General features: G+C 53.5%; 18 protein-coding genes. 12 read left to right on the forward strand and 6 right to left on the reverse strand.

Annotated elements, in window-relative coordinates; translation table 11 throughout:
* The first annotated feature begins 55 nt into the window (after positions 1–55).
* The 4 genes from hisJ to hisP all read left to right on the forward strand — a co-directional run bounded on the left by hisJ (position 56) and on the right by hisP (position 3,108).
* Complete coding sequence (gene hisJ / locus ACS603_RS07455; RefSeq protein ID WP_182061885.1) at positions 56–838, forward strand: histidine ABC transporter substrate-binding protein HisJ; 783 nt, start codon at positions 56–58, stop codon at positions 836–838.
* An 88-nt stretch (positions 839–926) separates the two neighbouring features.
* Entirely contained in the window at positions 927–1,613 is a 687-nt protein-coding gene (locus tag ACS603_RS07460) for a histidine ABC transporter permease HisQ (protein WP_182061884.1), read from the forward strand.
* Positions 1,610–2,326: an ABC transporter permease gene (locus ACS603_RS07465; protein ID WP_182061883.1), complete on the forward strand. Its 717-nt coding sequence runs from the start codon at positions 1,610–1,612 to the stop codon at positions 2,324–2,326. The genes ACS603_RS07460 and ACS603_RS07465 overlap by 4 nt, the downstream gene beginning before the upstream one ends.
* Before the next feature lie 8 nt (positions 2,327–2,334).
* Positions 2,335–3,108, forward strand: coding sequence for a histidine ABC transporter ATP-binding protein HisP (gene hisP, locus ACS603_RS07470; RefSeq protein ID WP_182061882.1), 774 nt, complete (start codon positions 2,335–2,337; stop codon positions 3,106–3,108).
* A 94-nt stretch (positions 3,109–3,202) separates the two neighbouring features.
* Here hisP and ACS603_RS07475 read toward each other — a convergent pair whose 3' ends face one another.
* From ACS603_RS07475 to yfcG, 4 genes are all read right to left on the reverse strand, one after another.
* Positions 3,203–3,724: a GNAT family N-acetyltransferase gene (locus ACS603_RS07475; protein ID WP_474944039.1), complete on the reverse strand. Its 522-nt coding sequence runs from the start codon at positions 3,722–3,724 to the stop codon at positions 3,203–3,205.
* Positions 3,725–3,727: 3 nt separating this feature from the next.
* Positions 3,728–4,633 carry a TIGR01777 family oxidoreductase gene (locus ACS603_RS07480; RefSeq protein ID WP_474944040.1) on the reverse strand — a complete coding sequence of 302 codons (906 nt, stop codon included), beginning with the start codon at positions 4,631–4,633 and terminating at the stop codon, positions 3,728–3,730.
* Between the two features lie 13 nt (positions 4,634–4,646).
* The gene (gene folX, locus ACS603_RS07485) at positions 4,647–5,015 is read right to left on the reverse strand and encodes a dihydroneopterin triphosphate 2'-epimerase (RefSeq protein WP_182061879.1); all 369 of its coding nucleotides are present in this window, start codon (positions 5,013–5,015) and stop codon (positions 4,647–4,649) included.
* A gap of 74 nt (positions 5,016–5,089) precedes the next feature.
* Positions 5,090–5,719 (reverse strand): GSH-dependent disulfide bond oxidoreductase, encoded by a 630-nt coding sequence (gene yfcG, locus ACS603_RS07490; protein ID WP_182061878.1) that lies wholly within the window; start codon positions 5,717–5,719, stop codon positions 5,090–5,092.
* A gap of 139 nt (positions 5,720–5,858) precedes the next feature.
* Between yfcG and yfcF the strand changes: the two genes are divergently transcribed.
* The 3 genes from yfcF to yfcD are packed head-to-tail and all read left to right on the forward strand — an operon-like array spanning position 5,859 to position 7,720.
* On the forward strand, positions 5,859–6,503 hold the full coding sequence (gene yfcF / locus ACS603_RS07495; protein WP_474944041.1) for a glutathione transferase: 645 nt from the start codon (positions 5,859–5,861) through the stop codon (positions 6,501–6,503).
* 55 nt (positions 6,504–6,558) lie between these two features.
* The gene (yfcE, locus tag ACS603_RS07500; RefSeq protein ID WP_182061876.1) at positions 6,559–7,110 is read left to right on the forward strand and encodes a phosphodiesterase; all 552 of its coding nucleotides are present in this window, start codon (positions 6,559–6,561) and stop codon (positions 7,108–7,110) included.
* 55 nt (positions 7,111–7,165) lie between these two features.
* The gene (gene yfcD, locus ACS603_RS07505) at positions 7,166–7,720 is read left to right on the forward strand and encodes an NUDIX hydrolase YfcD (protein ID WP_182061875.1); all 555 of its coding nucleotides are present in this window, start codon (positions 7,166–7,168) and stop codon (positions 7,718–7,720) included.
* A gap of 3 nt (positions 7,721–7,723) precedes the next feature.
* On the opposite strand, the gene ACS603_RS07510 is transcribed toward yfcD, so the two are convergent.
* Positions 7,724–8,743, reverse strand: a complete 1,020-nt coding sequence (locus ACS603_RS07510; RefSeq protein ID WP_182061874.1) for a LacI family DNA-binding transcriptional regulator — start codon at positions 8,741–8,743, stop codon at positions 7,724–7,726.
* A 236-nt stretch (positions 8,744–8,979) separates the two neighbouring features.
* Between ACS603_RS07510 and ACS603_RS07515 the strand changes: the two genes are divergently transcribed.
* The 5 genes from ACS603_RS07515 (at position 8,980) to ACS603_RS07535 (ending at position 12,963) form a co-directional block, all read left to right on the forward strand.
* Positions 8,980–9,423 (forward strand): PTS sugar transporter subunit IIA, encoded by a 444-nt coding sequence (locus ACS603_RS07515; protein ID WP_315686278.1) that lies wholly within the window; start codon positions 8,980–8,982, stop codon positions 9,421–9,423.
* Positions 9,424–9,503: 80 nt separating this feature from the next.
* Positions 9,504–9,776: a PTS sugar transporter subunit IIB gene (locus ACS603_RS07520; RefSeq protein ID WP_014071121.1), complete on the forward strand. Its 273-nt coding sequence runs from the start codon at positions 9,504–9,506 to the stop codon at positions 9,774–9,776.
* Positions 9,777–9,798: 22 nt separating this feature from the next.
* Positions 9,799–11,190 carry a PTS ascorbate transporter subunit IIC gene (locus ACS603_RS07525; RefSeq protein WP_182061871.1) on the forward strand — a complete coding sequence of 464 codons (1,392 nt, stop codon included), beginning with the start codon at positions 9,799–9,801 and terminating at the stop codon, positions 11,188–11,190.
* Positions 11,187–12,017, forward strand: coding sequence for a transketolase (locus ACS603_RS07530; RefSeq protein ID WP_182061870.1), 831 nt, complete (start codon positions 11,187–11,189; stop codon positions 12,015–12,017). The genes ACS603_RS07525 and ACS603_RS07530 overlap by 4 nt, the downstream gene beginning before the upstream one ends.
* Positions 12,010–12,963, forward strand: coding sequence for a transketolase family protein (locus tag ACS603_RS07535; protein ID WP_166716418.1), 954 nt, complete (start codon positions 12,010–12,012; stop codon positions 12,961–12,963). Before ACS603_RS07530 ends, ACS603_RS07535 begins: the two co-directional genes overlap by 8 nt.
* Before the next feature lie 107 nt (positions 12,964–13,070).
* Here ACS603_RS07535 and ACS603_RS07540 read toward each other — a convergent pair.
* Positions 13,071–13,164, reverse strand: a 94-nt coding sequence (locus ACS603_RS07540; RefSeq protein WP_474944044.1) for a phosphate acyltransferase, incomplete at its 5' end; no start/stop codon positions are given.

The raw sequence follows: 13,164 nt of genomic DNA on the forward strand, positions 1-13,164 counted from the left end.
GGCCACCCCGTCGTAGTAAAAAATCCCGTAAGAATCCAGTCTGTTGAGGATAGATATGAAAAAACTGATATTGTCACTTTCTCTGGTGTTGGCCGTTTCCAGCACAACCGCGGCTTTCGCTGCCATTCCGCAAAAAATTCGTATTGGTACTGATCCAACCTATGCCCCGTTCGAATCGAAGAATGCGAAAGGGGAACTGATCGGTTTTGACATCGATCTGGCCAACGAACTGTGCAAACGTATCAAAGCGCAATGTACCTACGTTGAAAACCCACTGGATGCGCTGATCCCGTCGCTGAAAGCGAAAAAAATCGACGTGATTATGTCCTCTCTCTCTATCACCGAAAAACGCCAGCAGGAAATTGCCTTCACGGACAAACTCTACGCTGCGGATTCTCGCCTGGTGGTGGCAAAAACTTCTGATATCCAGCCAACGATTGAATCACTGAAAGGCAAACGCGTGGGCGTGTTGCAGGGGACCACTCAGGAAACCTACGGTAACGAACACTGGGCGCCAAAGGGGATTGAAATTGTCTCTTATCAGGGCCAGGAAAATATCTACGCTGACCTGACGGCTGGCCGTATTGATGCCGCATTCCAGGATGAAGTCGCCGCAAGCGAAGGCTTCCTGAAACAGCCTGTGGGTAAAGATTACAAGTTCGGTGGTCCGTCCATTAAGGATGTGAAACTCTTTGGTGTGGGTACCGGTATGGGCCTGCGCAAAGAAGACAACGAACTGCGTGAAGCACTGAATAAAGCGTTTGCAGAAATGCGTGCTGACGGTACTTACGAAAAACTGGCGAAAAAATACTTTGATTTCAACGTGTACGGCGGCTAATCACCCCGTCATATAACGTGCGCCCCCTCCTGATATGGGAGGGGAAAAGACACGGTTTCACTACTCACGATACGACAGGGCACGCGGTATGCTGTACGGATTTTCTGGCGTTATTTTACAAGGCGCGCTGGTCACCCTTGAGCTGGCTATCAGCTCCGTGGTGCTGGCGGTGCTGATAGGCCTGGCGGGTGCAGGGGCAAAGCTTTCAGCAAACAGACCTCTGGCGCTGCTGTTTGAAGGCTATACCACGCTGATTCGCGGTGTTCCTGATCTGGTGTTGATGTTGCTGATTTTTTACGGCCTCCAGATTGCGCTGAACAGCCTGACAGACGCCATCGGCATGGAGCAAATTGATATCGACCCAATGGTGGCCGGTATTATTACCCTCGGCTTTATCTACGGTGCGTACTTCACGGAAACCTTCCGCGGTGCTTACATGGCTGTGCCGAAAGGGCATATTGAAGCAGCGACCGCGTTTGGTTTTACCTCCTCACAAACATTTCGCCGGATCATGTTCCCGGCCATGATGCGCTACGCGTTGCCGGGCATCGGTAACAACTGGCAGGTTATCCTCAAGGCGACCGCGCTGGTTTCTCTGCTCGGCCTGGAAGACGTGGTTAAAGCGACGCAGCTTGCGGGTAAGAGTACCTGGGAGCCGTTCTACTTTGCTGTGGTATGTGGCGTTATCTATCTGGTCTTTACGACCGTCTCCAATGGTGTGCTGCTTCTGCTCGAACGTCGCTACTCCGTGGGTGTGAAGAGGGCTGACCTGTGATTGAGATTATTCAGGAATACTGGAAATCGCTGCTGTGGACAGATGGTTATCGCTTCACCGGTGTGGCGATAACCCTGTGGCTGCTGATTTCGTCGGTGGCGATGGGCGGCATTCTGGCGATCTTTATGGCCATTGGTCGCGTGTCGAATAACAAATTTATTCGTTTCCCTATCTGGCTGTTTACCTATGTTTTTCGCGGCACGCCGCTGTACGTGCAACTGCTGGTGTTCTACTCCGGTATGTACACCCTGGAGATAGTAAAAGGCACTGAAATGCTGAATGCCTTCTTCCGTAGCGGTCTGAACTGTACGGTGCTGGCCTTAACGCTGAATACCTGTGCCTATACCACCGAGATTTTCGCCGGTGCTATTCGCTCAGTGCCGTACGGTGAAATCGAAGCCGCGCGTGCCTACGGGTTCTCTTCTGTGAAGCTTTACCGTTGCATTATTTTGCCATCGGCACTGCGTATCGCACTGCCGGCATACAGCAACGAAGTGATTTTGATGCTGCACTCTACCGCGCTGGCGTTTACTGCCACTGTGCCGGATCTGCTCAAAATCGCCCGTGATATTAACTCCGCGACCTATCAGCCGTTTACCGCGTTTGGCATTGCGGCAGTACTCTATTTGATTATTTCGTATGTCCTGATTAGCCTGTTCCGCAAGGCTGAAAAACGCTGGTTGCAGCATATAAAACCTTCTTCGACGCACTGAGAATTATGATGGCTGAGAACAAACTAAACGTTATCGACTTGCACAAACGCTACGGCGAACATGAAGTGCTGAAAGGGGTGTCGCTACAGGCTAATGCGGGCGATGTGATCAGTATTATCGGCTCATCTGGCTCGGGTAAAAGTACCTTCCTGCGCTGCATTAACTTCCTCGAAAAGCCGAGCGAAGGCTCCATCGTGGTAAGCGGCCAGAACATCAACCTGGTGCGAGATAAAGACGGTCAGCTGAAAGTGGCGGATAAAAACCAGCTGCGCCTGCTGCGTACCCGCCTGACAATGGTGTTCCAGCACTTTAACCTCTGGAGCCATATGACGGTGCTGGAGAACGTGATGGAAGCGCCGGTTCAGGTGCTGGGCTTAAGCAAGCAGGAAGCACGCGAACGCGCGATCAAATACCTGGCGAAAGTGGGTATTGATGAGCGTCAGCAGATGAAGTACCCGGTGCATCTCTCCGGTGGTCAGCAGCAGCGTGTCTCTATTGCCCGCGCGCTGGCGATGGAGCCGGAAGTGCTGTTGTTCGATGAACCGACCTCTGCGCTGGACCCTGAACTGGTTGGCGAGGTACTGCGCATTATGCAGAAGCTGGCCGAAGAGGGGAAAACGATGGTGGTGGTGACGCACGAAATGGGCTTTGCCCGTAACGTGTCGAACCACGTGATTTTCCTGCATCAGGGGAAAATCGAAGAGCAAGGACACCCGGATGAGGTGTTAGCGAACCCGCAAAGCGCGCGTTTGCAACAGTTCCTGAAAGGCTCTCTGAAGTAACTGGAGTTCTCCCTCTCCCTGTGGGAGAGGGACGGGGTGAGGGCATCAGGCCGCAGTACCGCCAATTCGCCCGGTGGCGCTTCGCTTACCGGGCCTACAAAGTCTGTTGCCGTCCGGTAGATTCCAGTCGATAAACCCAGTCGTCATACCGAACCCCGTCAATCTCATACGCCTTTTCCAGCACTTGGGTACGCACAAACCCCGCTTTTTCTAACACCCGCACCGACCCGCCGTTATCCGCAAGCACGTAGGCGTTAACTGCCTTCACGCCCGTCTGGTTAAACGCGTACTCACACATCGCACAAAGCGCTTCGCTGGCGATCCCTTTTCCCTGCGCTGCGGGCACCACCGTATAACCAATATCCGCTTCTTCGCGGTTTACCGCGCTGATTTGCAGGCCAATATCACCAAGCGGGGTATCATCATCATGCATACGAATAACAAAAATATGCGGCGCGGTCAGGCGCGCAGCGAACACGCGACGCGTCTCTTTTTCCGGTGCGATGGCAGCCATATAGCGCATGATGGCGCGGTCTTCCCGCAGGGTGCGGAAAAACGCCCAGTCAGAGGGTTCGAAAGGAGTCAGGTGAAGCCGGGGTGTGGTGATAGTTGCCATAATCTACGGGTGAGAATGACCCACCACATCCCCCAGCGCCTCTTCTAAGTCGTACCAGCGAAACGCAAATCCCGCCGCTTCCAGCCTTTTTGGCAGCGCGCGCTGCCCGCCGAGCGCCAGCACAAACGCTTCGCCCATCATTAACCGGATTACCGTTGCAGGCACGCGCAATATCGCCGGGCGATGAAGCGCATGACCCAGCGCATGAGCAAACTGTTCATTACGTACCGGATATGGAGACACCATATTAAACGGCCCGCGCAGATCGTTATCCAGAAGCCAGAGTATACCGTTGACCATATCGTCGATATGGATCCAGGCAAGATACTGACGGCCATTACCGATCGGTCCGCCCAGTCCCAGCCTGAAGAGGGGGAGCATCTTCGCCAGAATGCCGCCTTTTGGCGCAAGTACCACGCCGGTTCGCAGCAGGCAAACGCGGGTGTTATCGCTCTGCGCGGCGCAGGCGATGCGTTCCCACTGAGCGCAGAGTTTATGGGTAAATTCGTTATGCGGTGGTTCCTCTTCGGTAACCACCACTTCACCCAGGTCGCCGTAATATCCCACAGCAGAGCCGGATATGAACACCGCTGGCGGGGTATGGCTGTTACGGAATAGCTCAACCAGCTTTTCAGTGATATTCCACCGGCTGCTGCACAGCAGCTGTTTTTGCTCTGCTGTCCAGCGTTTGTCGGCGATGGGTTCGCCGGCAAGGTTGATAACGGCATCAAAACCGTCAAGATTCTGCTGCTCTGCCAGACTTTTCCAGATGTCGACCCCTGTTCCGAGCACCTGACGTGCTTTTTCCGGGCTGCGGGTGACAACAGTAATCTCGTGGTGTAATGCTTGCAGGCGAGGAATGAGATGGCTTCCAATCAGACCAGTGCCGCCAGTCAGCAGAATCTTCATACAACCTCCAGGTTTATGCCTGGCGTTGCCAGCTTAACGTCATGGAGACTGAGTCGGCGTAACGCAGGGCGTGAAGTTTATCGATCTCTACTTCAGCATAAGTGACCCAATGATGTTCGCGTGCGATATCGAGCACATCCTGAGTTAATTTTTCCAGCAAAGAGAAGCGGTTGTTCTCAACGTACTGGATGATGCTTTTGGTAATGGTGCGATAGTTCAGCGCATCGTTGATGTCTTCGCTGGCGCGCGCTTTGTCGGCCGGGTAGTGGATTGCCACATTGATGACGATATCCTGGCGGTTGGCGATCTCTTCTTCCTTGATACCGATGAAGGTGCGTAAGCGTAAGTTTTTGATGCGAATAATAGCGTCATGTTGCGACATTGCAGGTCTTCTCCGTGTCATTATTTCCTCTATGATACATGAGGATATAACACCTGCCCAAGAGGGGCAGGTGTTTAAATCTGTTGCGCTTTTTGCAGGGCGCGCTCGGTGGCCGGGCGCGTACGGATGCGCTCGAACCAGTTATTCACCGCAGGGTAAGTGGCTAAATCAATACGGTGCCGTTCGTGGGTGTTGATCCACGGCCAACAGGCGATGTCGGCAATACTGTAATGATCGCCTCCGAGCCAGGGTGATTTTTCCAGCCGACGATTCATCACGCCATAAAGTCTTTGTGTCTCAACCTGATAGCGCTCTATCGCGTAGGGGATCAGCTGCGGCGCGAAGGCATTAAAATGGTGATTCTGCCCCAGCATGGGCCCGAGCCCACTTGATTGCCAGAACAACCATTGCAGTGTGTGGTGGCGTTCACGCAATTCACCGCTGAGAAGCTTGCCGGTTTTCTCTGCCAGATACAGCAAAATCTCGCCTGATTCAAACAGGCTAAGCGGTCTACCGCCGTCCGCTGGCGCGTTATCAACAATGGCAGGAATTTTGTTATTGGGTGAGATGGCAAGAAAATCCGGTCTGAACTGGTCGCCCTTGCTGATATCGACACGGATGATCCGGTAATCCAGTTTTGCTTCTTCCAGAAAGAGGGTGACCTTATGACCATTCGCGGTAGGGGCATAGTAGAGGTCTATCATTCTCATCTCCTGTTATGACAAAGTGCCGGGCGATAAAAACGAGTATAGGTGCTTGTTGTAAATCGTGAGTTTTCATCAAGTGACAGGGAAGCAAAGAGATTATATGTTGAGTGAAAACCAGTCAGTCGATGAGGAAATTATGAACCAACCTGCAATTGCGTTATGGTCCGATGCCGATTTCTTTTCCCCATATGTCATGAGCGTGTACGTCGCATTGGCCGAAAAAGGGCTGTCGTTTACGCTTAAAACCGTTGATTTGAACAGTGGCTCTCACCTGAAACCAGAATGGCAGGGCTACACGCTGACCCGCCGCGTGCCGGTGCTGGAAATTGACGGGTTCGAGCTCAGCGAATCGTCGGCGATTGCGGAATTCCTGGAAGAGCGGTTTGCGCCGCCGGAATGGGAACGCATCTACCCGCACGATCTCCAGAAACGTGCGCGGGCGCGTCAGATCCAGGCGTGGTTACGCAGTGACCTGGTGCCGATCCGTGTGGAACGCTCCACCGATGTTGTTTTTGCCGGGGTGAAAAAACCGCCGCTCAGTGAGGAAGGCCTTGCCAGCGCGCGTAAACTCATTGATACCGCATCATCGCTGCTGGCCCACGGTAATCCGAATCTTTTTGGTGAATGGTGTATTGCCGATATCGACCTGGCGCTGATGCTGAACCGTCTTATTCTCAACGGCGACGAAGTTCCTCAGTTGCTGGTCGATTATGCGACATTCCAGTGGCAGCGCGCGTCAGTACAGCGCTTTGTGGCACTCTCCGCTAAGCGTGCGTGCTGATAAGCCCTGAGGCTTCAGGTATGATAGGGCAGTCTGTTTTCCTGAGGAGTGGCTGATGAAACTTATGTTTGCGTCGGATATTCACGGGTCGCTGCCCGCAACAGAGCAGGTGTTATCTCTGTTCGCACAGAGCCGGGCGCAGTGGCTGGTTATTCTGGGCGATGTGTTGAACCATGGCCCGCGCAATGCGTTACCGGAAGGGTACGCCCCGGCGCAGGTTGCTGAGAAGCTCAACACGGTTGCACAGCGCATTATTGCCGTGCGCGGTAATTGCGATAGTGAAGTTGACCAGATGCTGCTGCATTTCCCCATGACGGCACCCTGGCAGCAGGTTGTGCTGGAAAAATGCCGTCTCTTTTTGACTCACGGTCATCTTTTTAGCCCGGACAATCTCCCTGCGCTCGCCGCTGGCGATGTCCTGGTTTATGGTCATACTCATATTCCTGTGGCGGAAAAACGTGGGGAGATTTATCACTTTAACCCCGGTTCAGTGAGCATACCGAAAGGCGGATACCCGGCGAGCTACGGGTTGTTGGATGAGAATACGTTAAGCGTTATCGCACTTAATGATCAGCAAGTTATTGCGCAGGTAACGATTAATCCGTAAGTTACACCTCAACTGCAAACGCGCCGTAAGAGCGCTCAGACGAAAAGGTTTCCCGATGGTGGAGCAGAGTCATTTGGCAAGTACAGAGTGGGTAGACATTGTCAACGAAGACAATGAAGTGATCGCGCAGTCAAGCCGCGCGCAAATGCGTGCAGAGCGTCTGCGCCACCGTGCAACCTATATCGTGGTTCATGATGGTATGGGCAAAATCCTGGTACAACGTCGCACTGACACCAAAGATTTTCTCCCCGGGATGCTGGATGCCACTGCGGGCGGCGTCGTTCAGGCAGACGAAGTGTTGCTGGAGTCAGCACGTCGTGAAGCCGAAGAAGAGTTAGGTATTGCGGGCGTACCGTTTGCCGAGCACGGTCAGTTCTATTTTGAAGACGAAAATTGCCGCGTCTGGGGCGGGCTGTTTAGCTGCGTATCCCATGGGCCATTTGCGCTTCAGGAAGAAGAAGTCAGCGAAGTGAGCTGGATGACCCCTGAAGAGATCACCGCTCGCTGCGATGAATTCACCCCAGATTCGTTAAAAGCGCTGGCGCTGTGGATGAGTCGCAACGCCAATAACGAATCCGCAAAACCCGAGAAACAGGAAGAGGCTGAATAAGCCTTAACAACTCTCTCGCAAACACAGGCTGGAGGCGATAGGTTTATGATCGCTCCAGTCTCCGTCATTAAGACGTTCCAGCAGCGCCTTTCCCGCTTCAATACCAATCTTACGATGCGGCACGGCCATTGTGGTCAGCGGCGGCTGACAGACACGGCTCACATCGCTATCGCCAAACCCGACCACCGCAAGCTCGTCCGGCACTTTGATGCGACGTCTCTGACATTCGTACAACGCCCCGCAGGCCATCTCGTCCGAGACGCAAACCAGCGCATCCAGCTCAGGCCAGGCCAGTAAAAACTCCGGCAGTTGCGCCGTGCCGGTGGAGAAATTAGGCGGCATGGCGGCATTAATCACCCGATTAGGCGACATATGGTGGCGCAGCATGGCTTTGTACCAACCTTGCAAATGTTGCTGGAATATCCACTGTTCCTGGTTAGCGCACAGCAGGCCTATGTTCTGGTAGCCGCGCTGGATAAGCATCTCCGTCAGCTCATACATGGCGGCCACGTTGTCGATCCCGATATTCATATCGATAGGGTCGGCACGCATTGCCCCCATTTCCATCACCGGAATTGAGGCATTCTTCAGCCAGTGGCGCACGGTATCGCTATGTTCGACGCTGAGTAAAATCGCGGCGGCAATGTTTGATGCCAGCAAGGTTTCGAGCAGTTTCTCTTCTTGTTCAAGACGATGCTGAGATTCTGCCAGCATTATCTGGTAGCCCGCGGGTTGCAGTACCTGCTGTAAACCGGCAAACATTTCCGAGCAACCTGCTTCGGAAAGGTTGGGAACAACCATTGCGATCGTCCATGAGGAGGCCGATGCCAGCGCGCTGGCGGCCAGATTGGGCATATACCCCAGTTCCTGCACAGCGGCTTCAATTTTCTCACGTAGTTTATCGGAAACCTGTTCGGGTGTGCGTAACGCACGGGACACGGTCATCGTGCCCACACCAGCAAGTTGTGCAACATCGGCAAGTGTCACTTTACCGGTACTACGTCGTTTTCGGGTTAGAGACATACACCTTCCTGCTGACCAGTCGCGACTCATTTCATCCTTCGCTTCACGTGACAGGCAGTATACGCCTTAAATCCCTTTATTTTCTGTGATTTCACACATTGATTACAATTTGATAGCGCTATCACAATTCTGAATGTTAGTGATTGGTAGCGCTATCTTTGTGATCATGATCGCAGTCAAGTATTCAGGTGTTGAATAAAGTTTGCTCATCTTTTGCGTAACACCGGGAGAGCAAAGTGCTCAAAAGCTGGATATATGATACAACCATCACCCTTCAGGACAGCGTAGAGAACTGGCCTCAGGCGCTGGAGCTGTGTGCAAAACCGTTGCTCGACATGCAGGTGATCGCGCCAGAGTATGTGACGGCAATCGTTGAGCAGCACCATAAGCTCGGGCCGTATTATGTGCTGGCACCAGGGCTGGCTATGCCACATGCGCGGCCAGAAGAGGGGGCAAAAGGACTTGGCCTGTCATTATTAAAACTGAAACACGGAGTGTCTTTTGGTGCCGGAGAATTCGATCCCGTTGATGTGATCGTTATGCTGGCGGCCCCCGATAAGCATAGTCATATTGAAATGATATCTGCGCTGGCAGAGTTATTTTCCAGTGACGAAGATATGGCTGAATTGCATCAGGCGAATACGCTGGAGGATATTAAAAAGATTATCGACCGCTTCTGATTTAATTACTTTAAACCGATTGGTCTCAACATTACGCGAAAGCGTGATGCGACGTACTCTACTCAAAAAAGGGGATAACAATGAAAATCATGGCTATTTGCGGTTCTGGCCTGGGCAGTAGTTTTATGGTCGAAATGAATATTAAAAAGGTGCTTAAAAAACTGGAAATTGACGCGGATGTCGAACACTCCGATCTCTCATCAGCCACGCCGGGTGCCGCCGATCTCTTTGTGATGGCAAAAGACATTGCGGCCAGCGCCAGCGTGCCAGAAAGCCAACTGGTGGTGATCAATAACATCATCGATATCAACGAACTTGAAACGCAACTGCGTGCCTGGTTCGCAAAACAATAAACCCTGAAGAGGCGAGGTGGATATGTTTATCCTTGAAACGCTGAATTTTGTTGTTGATATTTTAAAAGTCCCTTCGGTGCTGGTTGGCTTAATTGCGTTAATCGGTTTGGTTGCGCAGAAAAAAGCATTTTCCGATGTCGTTAAAGGCACAATTAAAACCATTCTGGGTTTTATTGTTCTGGGCGGCGGCGCCACGGTACTGGTGGGCTCCTTAAATCCGTTAGGTGGAATGTTTGAACATGCCTTTACTATTCAGGGCATCATCCCTAATAACGAAGCGATTGTGTCTATTGCGCTGGAGAAATACGGTGCATCCACGGCGTTGATTATGGCCTTCGGGATGGTGGCAAATATTATTGTCGCGCGATTCACCCGCCTGAAGTACATCTTCCTGACCGGACACCACACCTTCTATATGGCGTGCATGATTGGCGTGATCCTGACAGTGGCAGGGTTTGAAGGTGTCGGCCTGGTGTTCACCGGCTCACTGATCCTGGGCTTGATCATGGCGTTCTTCCCGGCGATTGCGCAGCGTTACATGAAGCGCATTACCGGCAACGATGAGATCGCCTTCGGCCACTTTGGCACGCTTGGTTATGTGCTTTCAGGCTGGATTGGCAGCAAGTGCGGCAAAGGCTCGCGTTCAACCGAAGAGATGAATCTGCCGAAGAACCTTAGCTTCCTGCGCGACAGCTCCATTTCTATCTCCCTGACCATGATGATTATCTATCTGATCATGGCAGTAAGTGCCGGGCGTGAATATGTAGAGGCGACCTTCAGCGGCGGCCAGAACTACCTGGTGTATGCCATCATCATGGCGATTACCTTTGCGGCTGGCGTGTTCATTATCCTGCAAGGTGTGCGTCTGATTCTGGCGGAGATCGTTCCGGCCTTTACCGGCTTCTCTGAAAAACTGGTGCCGAATGCGCGCCCGGCGCTGGACTGCCCTGTGGTCTACCCGTATGCGCCAAATGCGGTGCTGATTGGCTTCCTGTTCAGCTTCCTCGGCGGTCTGGTCGGGCTGTTCATCTGCGGTCAGTTCAGTTGGGTGCTTATCCTGCCGGGCGTGGTGCCGCACTTCTTTACTGGCGCAACGGCTGGTGTGTTCGGTAATGCAACCGGCGGGCGTCGCGGGGCCATGATTGGCGCGTTTGCCAACGGCCTGCTGATCACCTTCTTGCCTGTACTGCTGCTGCCGGTTCTCGGGGCGATTGGTTTTGCCAACACCACCTTCTCGGATGCTGATTTCGGCGCAGTCGGGATTGTGCTGGGCAACCTCGCACGCTTCCTGTCGCCAATGGCGATCACCGGGCTTGTTGTTGCGTTGTTCGCGCTGCTGGTGGCGTACAACGTGTTCGCTAAAAACAAATCTGCGGGCGGTAATGCGCAGGAAAACACCGGAGCCAAATCATGAATGTCACTGAAATCACCCAACTGGCGCGTGAAATCCGCGTTGAAACCCTGAAATCACTGACGCAGCTGGGTTTTGGTCACTATGGCGGCAGTATGTCGGTGGTCGAAACGTTGGCCGTTCTGTACGGGGCGATAATGAAAATTGACCCGGCCGACCCCGACTGGCCAGAGCGTGACTACTTTGTGCTGTCGAAAGGACACGCTGGCCCGGCGCTGTACAGCACCCTGGCGATTAAGGGCTACTTCCCGGTTGCAGAGCTGAGCACCCTGAACCAGAACGGAACGCGTCTGCCAAGCCACCCGGACAGGCTGAAAACGCGTGGTGTGGACGCTACCACCGGTTCCCTGGGGCAGGGGATTTCCATCGCAGGCGGAATGGCGCTGTCGCACAAGCTGTCAGGCAGGCCGAACCGGGTATTTTGCATCGTGGGTGACGGCGAGCTGAACGAAGGGCAGTGCTGGGAAGCGTTCCAGTTTATTGCCCACCATCGCCTGAACAACCTGACGGTGTTCGTTGACTGGAACAAACAGCAGCTTGATGGCGAGCTGGACGAAATCATCAGCGCATTCGACCTGGAAGGGAAATTCCGCGCCTTTGGCTTTGACGTGGTGACGGTAAAAGGTGACGACATCCCGGCGCTGCTGGAGGTGACATCCCTGATACCGCAGGCCGATGCGCGTCCGCGGGTGGTGATCCTCGACAGCATCAAAGGGCAGGGGGTGCCGTATCTGGAGCAGCTTAGCAATTCGCACCACCTGCGATTGACCGAAGAGAGCAAAGCGGCACTCAACGAGACAATCCGCCAACTGGAGGCTTCACATGATTAAGGTTGCACCCGCAGGACAAAAAGATGCCGTAGAGATGCGTAAAGTCTACGCCGGTTTTGTGGCAAAACAGATTGAGGCCGGGAGCAAGATAATCGCCCTGGAAGCCGATCTGATGAGCTCTATGGCAATGGACGGCGTGGCGCGCGATTACCCGCAGCATGTGATTAACTGCGGCATTATGGAGGCTAACGTTATTGGTACGGCGGCTGGGTTGTCTCTCACCGGACGTAAACCCTTCGTGCATACCTTTACCGCGTTCGCCAGCCGCCGCTGTTTTGACCAATTGTTTATGTCCCTGGACTACCAGCGTAATAACGTGAAAGTTATCGCATCTGATGCCGGCGTGACGGCCTGTCACAACGGTGGCACGCATATGTCGTTTGAGGATATGGGCATTGTGCGTGGCCTTGCCCATTCGGTAGTGCTGGAAGTCACCGATGCAGTGATGTTCGAAGATGTTTTGCGCCAGCTTATCGACCTCGAAGGCTTTTACTGGGTGCGCACCATCCGTAAGCAGGCACCGAGCGTCTATGCGCCGGGCTCGACGTTTACTATCGGTAAAGGCAACGTGCTGCGTGAAGGAACCGACATTACTCTGATTGCCAACGGCATTATGGTGGCAGAAGCGCTGGAAGCCGCGCGTCAGCTTGAGCAGGAAGGGGTGAGCGCTGCGGTCATCGACATGTTTACCCTCAAGCCCATTGACCGCATGTTAGTGAAGAATTATGCAGAGAAAACCGGGCGTATCGTCACCTGCGAAAACCACAGTATTCATAACGGGCTGGGTTCAGCCGTCGCGGAAGTGCTGGTAGAGACGTGTCCGGTGCCGATGCGGCGCGTGGGCGTGAAGGAACGTTACGGCCAGGTGGGTACGCAGGATTTCCTGCAAAAAGAGTACGGCCTGACGGCACATGACATTGTGTCGGCGGCAAGAGAGCTGCTGTAAATAAAAAAGGCGACTCTGTAGTCGCCTTTCTTGCCGGATGGCGCTTCGCTTATCCGGCCTACAAAACCGTAGGCCCGGTAAGCGCTAGCGCCACCGGGCTTTTTATCTTACTGCTGCTGTGAAGACTGGATCGCGGTCAGAGCGATGGTGTAGACGATATCGTCTACCAGCGCGCCACGAGACAGGTCGTTCACAGGTTTG

The organism is Enterobacter sp. Li2LvB3, assembly GCF_056156645.1.

Excerpts from the sequence above, each read along its gene's own strand:
- hisJ (WP_182061885.1), top strand. The coding sequence starts at position 56 with ATGAAAAAACTGATATTGTCACTTTCTCTGGTGTTGGCCGTTTCCAGC.
- ACS603_RS07460 (WP_182061884.1), top strand. The coding sequence starts at position 927 with ATGCTGTACGGATTTTCTGGCGTTATTTTACAAGGCGCGCTGGTCACC.
- hisP (WP_182061882.1), top strand. The coding sequence starts at position 2,335 with ATGGCTGAGAACAAACTAAACGTTATCGACTTGCACAAACGCTACGGC.
- ACS603_RS07475 (WP_474944039.1), bottom strand. The coding sequence starts at position 3,724 with ATGGCAACTATCACCACACCCCGGCTTCACCTGACTCCTTTCGAACCC.
- ACS603_RS07480 (WP_474944040.1), bottom strand. The coding sequence starts at position 4,633 with ATGAAGATTCTGCTGACTGGCGGCACTGGTCTGATTGGAAGCCATCTC.
- folX (WP_182061879.1), bottom strand. The coding sequence starts at position 5,015 with ATGTCGCAACATGACGCTATTATTCGCATCAAAAACTTACGCTTACGC.
- yfcG (WP_182061878.1), bottom strand. The coding sequence starts at position 5,719 with ATGATAGACCTCTACTATGCCCCTACCGCGAATGGTCATAAGGTCACC.
- yfcF (WP_474944041.1), top strand. The coding sequence starts at position 5,859 with ATGAACCAACCTGCAATTGCGTTATGGTCCGATGCCGATTTCTTTTCC.
- yfcE (WP_182061876.1), top strand. The coding sequence starts at position 6,559 with ATGAAACTTATGTTTGCGTCGGATATTCACGGGTCGCTGCCCGCAACA.
- yfcD (WP_182061875.1), top strand. The coding sequence starts at position 7,166 with ATGGTGGAGCAGAGTCATTTGGCAAGTACAGAGTGGGTAGACATTGTC.
- ACS603_RS07510 (WP_182061874.1), bottom strand. The coding sequence starts at position 8,743 with ATGTCTCTAACCCGAAAACGACGTAGTACCGGTAAAGTGACACTTGCC.
- ACS603_RS07520 (WP_014071121.1), top strand. The coding sequence starts at position 9,504 with ATGAAAATCATGGCTATTTGCGGTTCTGGCCTGGGCAGTAGTTTTATG.
- ACS603_RS07525 (WP_182061871.1), top strand. The coding sequence starts at position 9,799 with ATGTTTATCCTTGAAACGCTGAATTTTGTTGTTGATATTTTAAAAGTC.
- ACS603_RS07530 (WP_182061870.1), top strand. The coding sequence starts at position 11,187 with ATGAATGTCACTGAAATCACCCAACTGGCGCGTGAAATCCGCGTTGAA.
- ACS603_RS07535 (WP_166716418.1), top strand. The coding sequence starts at position 12,010 with ATGATTAAGGTTGCACCCGCAGGACAAAAAGATGCCGTAGAGATGCGT.